Source organism: Mesorhizobium sp. M7A.F.Ca.US.014.04.1.1 (assembly GCF_003998745.1).
Taxonomy (GTDB): Bacteria; Pseudomonadota; Alphaproteobacteria; order Rhizobiales; family Rhizobiaceae; genus Mesorhizobium; species Mesorhizobium ciceri.
On record NZ_RZRW01000988.1, the window covers coordinates 1 to 1321 of the forward strand.

General features: G+C 56.4%; 1 protein-coding gene. It reads right to left on the bottom strand.

What is annotated here, in order from left to right:
• Positions 1-369: 369 nt before the first annotated feature.
• Entirely contained in the window at positions 370-1269 is a 900-nt protein-coding gene (locus EOA22_RS33840; RefSeq protein ID WP_013525092.1) for an SIR2 family protein, read from the bottom strand.
• Between the last annotated feature and the right edge of the window lie 52 nt (positions 1270-1321).

The following is a 1321-nucleotide window of genomic DNA, read 5'->3' on the forward strand; positions in this document are numbered from 1 at the left end:
ATCCCAAAAATTGCGATCGCATCGGGAGGACTTCGAAGCTGTCGCCAACTTCAGGCACCGATGATGGGAAGCGACGCTGCGCGTGTCCGGCCAAAGTCGCTATAATGTCCAAGGTTGCATCCCAACAAAAAAGCCCGCCACCTTTCGGCGGCGGGCAGTCTCACAGGGGGAAAACACACTGAACGGGAACAGTGCCCCCTTCGAAGCTTGTTGATGCGAGAATGTTCCAGCGCGTCCGCCAGAATAGTTGAAAGCTCACATGGGAGATCCATGCTCTATGGGATGCGATTTTCAAACTGGCCACACAAACTGGCTATGATCGCCTCTGGAACGACGTTCTCTGCCGTAGGGCGTTCCTTGAGAGCCCGCCTAGCTGCCCCTGGACCTGACTGTTTCAATCGCTCTTTGTCTGACGACGGTCCCCTCATGGGTCGTCTCTCCAGGCTCGGCTCCGTCCCCAACCATCTCCGCCAGCCGGCTGAGGAAGTCCACCAAAGCAGCTTGCGGCTCGTCGATTTCGCCGACGACGACCGAAATGCCCCAACGTCCAAGCACGGCCTCCTCCACAGGGTTTCGGCTGGTCATGAAGATGAACGACGGCGGGCGATCTTTCTCATAGCCGGACCGATGCCACGTCTGCCAGAGACGGTGCAGCAACAACCGAATGTTTGGGTCGGAAAGGCTATAGCCAATGAAGAGGATCGTGCTGCCGAGTGCATCCGAGCGAAAACGCACGTCCAGCGGAGAATTGAAGGAGAGGCGATCAAGGTAGTCCGTCTCGGTGAGGACGAGGGAAGAATCCTCGTCGAAATCACCATGGAATTTGACGATGTGGGTAACGCCCTGGCGGGCCTGCGCCACATCGCGTGCATTGGCCACTTTCACGTAGTCCCGACCGTATATTTCATAAGCCAGTTCCAGGTTACGGTCATAATTGGTTGTGTAGATGACAGGGAAATCGAGCTTCACGATGAGACGATGCAACTCGGATTTCTCGATCCGGTCCTTGGGGACAGACCAATTTCGGTCCATCCAACTGCGAAGTGGCCCGATGCTGCCATGCTTGATCCGATAGTACTCGGCCAGGGTTTGAAAACGATCGCGTCGCATGGAAAATTCGTCGTCGACACCGAGCTCCTTTGCCATTCGCTCTATCAGCTTCTCCCAAGAAGGGAGTCCAACACTGATCGACACCCCTGCCCCAACAAACAGAATTGCGCTGCGGTGGTGAATTGCGTTGGCGAGCGAATCCACAGGGTCATCGTTCATGGCCAAGGCTTTCGAGGCCACGCGCGCAGGCAGACCCTAAAGGCGCTTGTTG